Here is a 7,346-nt window from a genome sequence, read left to right on the forward strand (position 1 = left end):
TCTTTACATCAACTGGCTGAGTAAAGCCCCGACAAGGACAGCCGTCGCGGGCGATACGCGGGGCAGCTCAATGACTTACAGACCCAGGTCGGACAGACTCGGATGATCGTCAGGACGACGCCCCAGAGGCCAGTGGAACTTGCGTTCGCTCTCTTTAATCGGCATGTCATTAACACACGCGTAGCGGTGATGCATCAATCCGTCCTCACCAAATTCCCAGTTTTCGTTACCGTAAGAACGGAACCAGTTACCGGAGTCATCGCGCCACTCGTAAGCGTAACGGACAGCAATGCGGTCACCATCGAAGGCCCACAGTTCCTTGATAAGACGGTATTCCAGCTCTTTTTTCCACTTGCGCTCGAGGAAGCCCCGGGCCTCTTCGCGGTTATTTGCAAACTCCGCGCGGTTACGCCACTTGGTGTCCAGCGAGTAAGCGAGCGACACTTTATCGGCATCGCGGGTATTCCAGCCATCTTCGGCAAGGCGTACTTTTTCAATGGCTGACTCGCGGGTAAACGGCGGCAGTGGTGGACGGATTTGTGAATTGGACATGGTGGTGCCTCCAGGATAATTGGATACTTCAGTTAGTGTTTCATCTTTGGAACACAGATCCCTGCTACGGGATCTGCTTCAGTAACAGCTGAGCGACATCTCTTGCATCATCGGCGGCGCTGTAATCGCCCATGACGCGCGACATAGTTATGGCACCTTCAATCAGTATCAGTAGCTGCCTGGCCAGAGGTAACGGCTGAGCTGTACCCAGCTGAGCGGTAAGCTCAAGCACGTAATCCAGCAGCTTCTGTTTGTGCATTCTGGCTATCAGGCGAACCGGATCAGAGGAATCCCCCACTTCGCCCGCCGTGTTGATAAACGCGCATCCGCGATATCCCTCCGACTCGAACCAGCCCTTAAGCACGGTGAACATATTCATGATGCGATCACGCGGCGTATCCGCTTTGTCACATTCGGTCCTGAACCATTCCATCCAGCGCACATCACGAGCATTCAGCGCTGCGGCAGCCACCTCGTCCTTGTTCGTGAAATGGCGATAAATACTTTTCCGGGCCACGCCTGAAGTCTTCACCAGGAGGTCCATGCCGGTCGCATGAATACCGTTCTGGTAGATAAGCTCTTCGGCGGTTGCGAGAATTTTCTCCCGCGTGTTTGTCGTGTTTCTGTTCATGTGGTAATGGTAGAACGATCGTTCTCCCTCCGTCAAGTGTTAGTTGATAATCTTTTTTACGAACCGTCATAATGCATCTATAAAATTGTGAATAATCAATAACAAAATGCGATCAGGGCAAAAAAAATTGTATAACGCTGCAGCGTGCAGGAACGAAAACCCGATGCCCGGCGGGGCGTTCCGTACGTTCTCAGTGTGAAGGATGGAGGCCGTATTCGGGAGGGGGGGTAAAAAAACCTGTAAAAATCAGGCTGTACGGCTGAAACCCGGGTGGGATTAAGCGGCACCCGGATCCGGATGCCGTCTGCCCTTTTCTTACTGAAGCAAACGTGGCGGGCTGCGCGGAGTTGCAACCCAGTGGAGGGAACCGGCATCGTTACGAATTCTTCCTGTTCCGGAACGCCTCAACTTTCATACGATTACCGCAGGCCGCCATACTGCACCAACGACGGCGATGCGATTTACTCAAATCGTGAAAAAGCAGAATACAGCTATGGGCTTCGCACTGACGCACATATTCAAATTTGTCGTCAGTGATCAGTTTCACCAGCGCGTCGGCAACAGGCCAGCCCTGTACGTGCCTGAACGAGCATCAACACGGTATCGCTGTATCCCTTCATCCCATTGCAGCCTCGTCTCGGGCTTTCCGTCCCTGAGTATTCTGCTAATTACAGTCAGGTCAGCTGTAACGGACTCCATAGCAGCATGCACCACTGCCCTGGCGGCCTCACGGAGCCGGCGGGCTTCCGCCAGTAATCCGGGAGGAGCCGCTGTGCCTTGTGGTACAAGACCCGCCGTCTCCAGCCACTCCTGGACGCAGTGATCGTTTTCGAAACAATCATGACGCTCATCACCTGTCCCGTATTCACTGTTGATGAAATCCAGCACGAGGTTATCGGCCAGAAAGAGAGGCTGAGACGAAAGATGTTTAAATTCCAGACAGAACCATAACCCGTAAAATCATTTTGACAGGTTACTATAATTATGTGTAACCTTTGATAATAAACTTTAGTGGTTACAGGTGTGCTGACCGAAGGGCAGGCATACCTGAACAAAGTCTTTCAGAAAGAGGACAGGAGCAATGTCATTGACGCAGGGTGTACAGCATATTGGCTTAGCCGTATCAAATCTTGAAGAGAGCGCGGCGTTCTTCACTGATTTACTGGGCTGGCAGGAAGTTAAACGACGCGAAGACTATCCGGCTATCTTTGTGAAAGACGGCGCAGTAACGCTCACTCTCTGGAAAACGCAAACAGAAGAGCCGGTTCAGTTCAATCGCAAAAACAACGTCGGACTCCATCACCTTGCTCTGCGGGTGGAGACCAAAGAAGGTCTGCATCAGATTCTTGACGTGTTGAAAGCGCATCAGGTCGAAATTGAATTCGAACCTACCCTGATACGCGAAGGACCGTCCATGCACATGATGTGCTATGAGCCGAGTGGTATACGAATTGAATTCTATTACCCTGGTTGAGTCATTTCTGGCGTCCTGTGCCAGGAGCATTGCAGCGATGCTTAATCGGGGTGAAGTTCCCGCCGGCGGTTGACCGGGCGATCGCCGCCCCGTTAGTTGTATTACTCAGAAGCAAAAGCTGAGCAGCCCATTTGACAGCATTAAGTTTAGTTACGGGAAATTAGATGGTCCGCTTCGCGCCCCGACGCATTCAGAGGGCTTTTTTGCCTTCAGTAAAGGCGACTTTCGCGCTTCAGATACCAGTAAATCTTTCGCTTCATCGTAGCGGGTTCTGGTCTTCCAGCAACGGTAAATGATCTCAGGAGGGGCCCCATGCAGCAGACATGCAGTGTCTTTCACGACGGTGAGCGTACAGTGCAGGCGCGGGCCGGAGTTTCAGGTGAGTGGCTTAAGCGGTCGCAGGGCTTTGTGCGCTCCGAGATGCCTCAGCAACATCGTGACTTCTTTGAGAATCTTCAGATGGTGTTTCTGGGGCTGCTCGATTCCGCCGGCCGGCCATGGTGCGTTCCGGCTCTCGGGCCGCGAGGTTTCATGGTTTCCCCCACACCGGATACGCTTGAGCTACATCAGGCCCCGGTGCTTTCGGGTGAACTCGGCCTCGTCCGGTCACCCGGTGCCAGTATCGGCGTGCTCGGGATTGATCTGACCAGCAGACGCCGCAATCGACTGAATGGCCGGATACAACGAGCCTCGGCTGATGGAATGACCATACTGGTCGACCAGAGCTACGGAAACTGTCCGCAATATATTCAGACCCGGCATTTGCTCCCGGGGCAGCCAGGGCAGGACGGGTTGTCAGTTGCGGGCCACCGACGCGGCAGCGTAACTGATCCTGAAGTTCGTCGGATTATTGAGGCGGCTGACACGTTTTTTATCGCCTCCCGTGCTGCTGGTCCACTGGATGGTGGAAGCGCCGGCGTCGATGCATCGCACCGTGGGGGCCGCCCCGGATTTCTCGGTATCAACGGAGACGGCACGCTCTCCTTTCCCGATTTTTCCGGCAATCGTTTTTTCAACACACTGGGCAACATTGAGAGCGACGGCCGGGTCGGCCTGTTCGTCCCGGATTTTGGAACGGGTGGGGCAATTGTGCTTACCGGGCGCGGTTCCATTGACTGGAATCCCGGGCGCATCAGGTCGTTCGAAGGTGCCGAGCGTATCGTGGACGTGATGCCGGAAGAAATCTGGCATGCCAGTGCCGCGCTGCCGGTTATCGGGACGGAATCCGGGCAGTGGCCTGGGCTTGCTGCCACCGGAACCTGGAATGAGGCGCGTCTGACCGAACGCTAAGCGAGGGGCTACTGGCGTTTACGTATTGCTCCGAGGATTAAAGGGAGCGATAACATCACCTTTTTTCTGCCTTACACCCGCTGACAGCGATCCAGTTGGGTGGCATTTAGCGGGGCAGTTCCCGCTGGTACGGCTTCAGGGGGATGATGAGATCATTCAGCCTGGTTACGTACTATTGCAGGGACCAAATGGGCAGAACTGTCGCCTCCCGGTCAGGCGAGGAGATTTCAGGTTGATGTCCCGACTGTTGCACGACCACTGTGAGAATGGAGATATCATGAGGTGGGGCGGCCCGCGGGCAATTTTTTACTTGATGACGGTATCCAGCCGATCGGCATGCTTTGCGGTGGCGCAGGCATGGTGCTCATGGTGGCCGTGACTTCAGGGCAGACAGCCTCTGGCACGGACAACGCTATTGAGCGCCATATTCTGAGCCTCACCGCCGAAAAGTTTTCTCAAGTGGTTTTTACCACTCCTGATTATCAATAACGCCACCACGTCATCTTATCGCGAATGATCACAAGTGGTGGGCTGTTTTTCGAGCATGCAGCGCCTTATTAATCTAGAGTGCAAACCGAAAACCTCCCCCTCCATCACGCTTAACTGCATACATGGCCTGATCCGCAGCATGTTTGAGTGATGCTCCATCTGTTCCATGATCCGGATAGATTGCAATCCCGATGCTTGCCCCGATGAAAAATGTCTGTCCCTGAATCTCAAAAGTGTAGTTCTGATCAAGGACCAGTTGAGCGGATTCGCGTTTAAACTCTGCGCTGAAATTTCTTTTTTTCATTGGGACACCTGTATTGTTCTGAGATGAGCATATCACCTCTGTTCAGGTGGCCAAATTCAGTAAACCACTACAAAGATGCAGAGTATTAATATGATCGCAAGAAAATACTTATTGCAATTATCATTTCTCTGTCCTTTACCGCATTCGTTCACTTGCCAGGTTATACACATCGCTGCGTTCACGTTTGCCAACCGCAACGACAGCAATAATTAACTCATTATCGATCACCTGATAAACCAGACGAAAACCCGACGCACGAAGTTTTATTTTGTAGCAATCCTTTATTCCTCTTAGCTTTGCGGATGGAATATGAGGATTCTCACAGCACTTCTTTAATTTTTTAGCAAATTGCTGCTGAATGGTCTTATCCAGCTTTTGCCACTCTTTCAGTGCATCTTCCCTGAATTTGACCGCATAAGTCATAGGTAACTATCCAGATCCACGTCGAGTAGCTGCTGGTTGCTGCGTTCGGTTACCAGTTTCACCAGTTCCTGGTCATCCAGGGCATCGAGCATTTTTTCATACAGCTCAGCCGGGACACAGTAAAAAGCAGGCTGGTTGCGGTTCAGGATTGCAACCGGAAAACCGTCCCCTGCGCTGACTGTAGCCATCGGGTTTTTTTTCAGTTCACTGACACTGGCGCTGGTTTCGCTCAGGATGATGCTGGGCATATGACACCTCATAAGACTGTTTAACAGGTCATATAGTATGAATATAAAAGACCTGTTATCAAGTCTTTTTGATTTGAAGAAGGAATGCCCCTGTGGACTTAGTGCATAACCCTAATGGCGTTATAAGCGACATTGCGTGAATAATCTCGAATGACGGGTGACAGTCGTGATTGCACAGTTCTGACATTCACCGATAGTAGTCTGGTCAGAATTACCGTAGTGTCCAAATAAGTCAGAAAATTAGATGATATACGCATTCTCGCTCGGAGCTTTCTTGACCATTATAATTGCCTTGCACTGGATCACTCCTGACCGAGCCGCTTGGTGATCTGCTATCCAGTACATCAATTCCGTAGACGACTTCATCACACAGAAAAGGAACCTGTTCTGTATGGCCATGAAACTTGTCCGAAAGAAAGCTCCTCGGGGCGGTCTCATCCGCTGGCTGGACGACGACGAAGAAACGGCCGTCAAGAACGTGGCCGGGCGGCGGGTTTCCGCAGGGCGTGAGCAGTACGTGCTGGCGGAAAAGGTGCTCCGGGAAATGCGTCAGCGGGAAGCCTGGCTGCAGTGTGACTGTGTGCCGGGCGATTCGCCGGCGATGAACAGCGCTAACCTGATGCAGGACACTGGGACGCTTTTTCTGGCCGGGTTTAACCATGAGCATACGCCTGACTGCGCGATGTACCGTCCGTTCAGTGGCGATGACGGAGCCACTTCTTCCGGAACCCGGAAAACCGCCAGCAGCCGGCGCATCAGTTACCGGGATTTTCTGCCGCTGGATGACACCGACACCCGGATTAAGGCACCGGGGCGTCCGGTCGCACCGGCAGATGACCGCACCCGCCGTACGCGCCGCTCGCGGATTGCGCGCCTGCTGCTTTCCCTGATTGAGGACGCTGGACTTAACCGTCTGGCCACGTTGCATCCCCTTCCCTCCCGGGGTGCCATGGATTCCATAAATGCGCTTCGGACTGTCACCGAAAATATCGAGTTTATCCGCGGTCGTAAGCTTTCGGAGATAGTACGTTTTTCACCGGCTATGAGTGAGAACGGCAGGGAGAAGCTGATGCAGGAACTCGAGCGTCCGGACACGCACTGGCCGACGGGCAAAACCCGGATGTTCTTTCAGATTTTTATGTCCGATCAGGTCACCCGCGATGAAGTCCTGTTTCGCTGGCCGGGCGGAGAACTGCCGTTTCGTCCTGAGCGCGCTGTCAGCATTAATGGCGAAGCGCAGGACGGTGCACGACCGCCTTACTGGGTCATTCTGGCCTTCCGCAGGGGGATGGACGGCACGGTTATCTGCAGCGAAGGGTATGCGCATGCCCTCTTCCGCCGTGGATGCCCGGTACCGGTCGACAGCGGTCTTGAGCGCACCACCCTTGAAAGTCTGTCTGAAGTTGCGGGCTGGCTGATCAAAAAACCGGGCACACCGGCGCTGAGCCTGGAAAAACCGCTCTTTGATACCGAGGTTAATGTGGATGGCGAAAAAGGATTTGTGCTGCCGGATTTCATTATTACAGCCAGCAAGCCAGGTGGAAAGCAGCATACTGTGGTGGTCGAAACGATGGGGTACACAGACGATGACTACTGTGAGCGAAAGGCGGAACAGCACAAAGGAATGCGTCAGTTGGGGTTACTTCAGACTGATCCCCCCCGCTGGCCACAGGAACTTGATAAAACTTTCTCGAGACATGTTTTTGGCATCTTCATGAATCTTGGCGATTAAAAATGTAAAGCCTCCAAAATGAAGGCTTTTGAACAGGCCTCGTCGTTGGACTGACCCCGTCTCGGTAGACGATCCTGCCCTATAGTTGGACTGACCCCGTCTCGGTAGACGATCCTGCCCTATAGTTTGGACTGACCCCGCCCCGGTAGACGATCCTGCCCTATAGTTTGAGCATAGGAGGAGCGTATGGGCACACCACGATT

Annotated in this window: 11 protein-coding genes; 4 read left to right on the forward strand and 7 right to left on the reverse strand. The window is 53.1% G+C overall.

The features are described 5' to 3' along the window. Positions 1-75: 75 nt before the first annotated feature. From DK872_RS26275 to DK872_RS27720, 4 genes are all read right to left on the reverse strand, one after another. Positions 76-552, reverse strand: coding sequence for a DUF1348 family protein (locus DK872_RS26275; RefSeq protein WP_161519076.1), 477 nt, complete (start codon positions 550-552; stop codon positions 76-78). Positions 553-616: 64 nt separating this feature from the next. Further along, entirely contained in the window at positions 617-1,183 is a 567-nt protein-coding gene (locus DK872_RS26280) for a TetR/AcrR family transcriptional regulator (protein ID WP_161519077.1), read from the reverse strand. A 376-nt stretch (positions 1,184-1,559) separates the two neighbouring features. After that, entirely contained in the window at positions 1,560-1,730 is a 171-nt protein-coding gene (locus DK872_RS28070; protein ID WP_370520929.1) for a CGNR zinc finger domain-containing protein, read from the reverse strand. Then, entirely contained in the window at positions 1,727-2,071 is a 345-nt protein-coding gene (locus tag DK872_RS27720; RefSeq protein WP_370520930.1) for an ABATE domain-containing protein, read from the reverse strand. The genes DK872_RS28070 and DK872_RS27720 overlap by 4 nt, the downstream gene beginning before the upstream one ends. Positions 2,072-2,264: 193 nt before the next feature. On the opposite strand from DK872_RS27720, the gene DK872_RS26290 reads away from it, so the two are divergent. The 3 genes from DK872_RS26290 to DK872_RS26300 all read left to right on the forward strand — a co-directional run bounded on the left by DK872_RS26290 (position 2,265) and on the right by DK872_RS26300 (position 4,436). Further along, the gene (locus DK872_RS26290) at positions 2,265-2,657 is read left to right on the forward strand and encodes a VOC family protein (RefSeq protein WP_161519078.1); all 393 of its coding nucleotides are present in this window, start codon (positions 2,265-2,267) and stop codon (positions 2,655-2,657) included. A 312-nt stretch (positions 2,658-2,969) separates the two neighbouring features. After that, positions 2,970-3,947 carry a pyridoxamine 5'-phosphate oxidase family protein gene (locus DK872_RS26295; protein ID WP_161519079.1) on the forward strand — a complete coding sequence of 326 codons (978 nt, stop codon included), beginning with the start codon at positions 2,970-2,972 and terminating at the stop codon, positions 3,945-3,947. Between the two features lie 282 nt (positions 3,948-4,229). Continuing rightward, positions 4,230-4,436 (forward strand): hypothetical protein, encoded by a 207-nt coding sequence (locus DK872_RS26300; RefSeq protein ID WP_161519080.1) that lies wholly within the window; start codon positions 4,230-4,232, stop codon positions 4,434-4,436. Positions 4,437-4,509: 73 nt separating this feature from the next. On the opposite strand, the gene DK872_RS27415 is transcribed toward DK872_RS26300, so the two are convergent. The 3 genes from DK872_RS27415 to DK872_RS26315 all read right to left on the reverse strand — a co-directional run bounded on the left by DK872_RS27415 (position 4,510) and on the right by DK872_RS26315 (position 5,411). Further along, positions 4,510-4,740, reverse strand: a complete 231-nt coding sequence (locus DK872_RS27415; RefSeq protein WP_202626180.1) for a diguanylate cyclase domain-containing protein — start codon at positions 4,738-4,740, stop codon at positions 4,510-4,512. Positions 4,741-4,875: 135 nt separating this feature from the next. After that, a complete protein-coding gene (locus DK872_RS26310) occupies positions 4,876-5,163 on the reverse strand; it encodes a type II toxin-antitoxin system RelE/ParE family toxin (RefSeq protein WP_161519081.1) in 288 nt (95 codons plus the stop codon). Beyond that, on the reverse strand, positions 5,160-5,411 hold the full coding sequence (locus tag DK872_RS26315; protein ID WP_161519082.1) for a type II toxin-antitoxin system Phd/YefM family antitoxin: 252 nt from the start codon (positions 5,409-5,411) through the stop codon (positions 5,160-5,162). The genes DK872_RS26310 and DK872_RS26315 overlap by 4 nt, the downstream gene beginning before the upstream one ends. A 391-nt stretch (positions 5,412-5,802) precedes the next feature. Here DK872_RS26315 and DK872_RS26320 point away from each other — a divergent pair, with 391 nt between their 5' ends. Beyond that, on the forward strand, positions 5,803-7,143 hold the full coding sequence (locus DK872_RS26320; RefSeq protein WP_161519083.1) for a hypothetical protein: 1,341 nt from the start codon (positions 5,803-5,805) through the stop codon (positions 7,141-7,143). Positions 7,144-7,346 lie beyond the last annotated feature (203 nt).

The organism is Kosakonia sp. MH5 (assembly GCF_009935945.1).
In the GTDB taxonomy this organism is placed as follows: domain Bacteria; phylum Pseudomonadota; class Gammaproteobacteria; order Enterobacterales; family Enterobacteriaceae; genus Kosakonia; species Kosakonia radicincitans.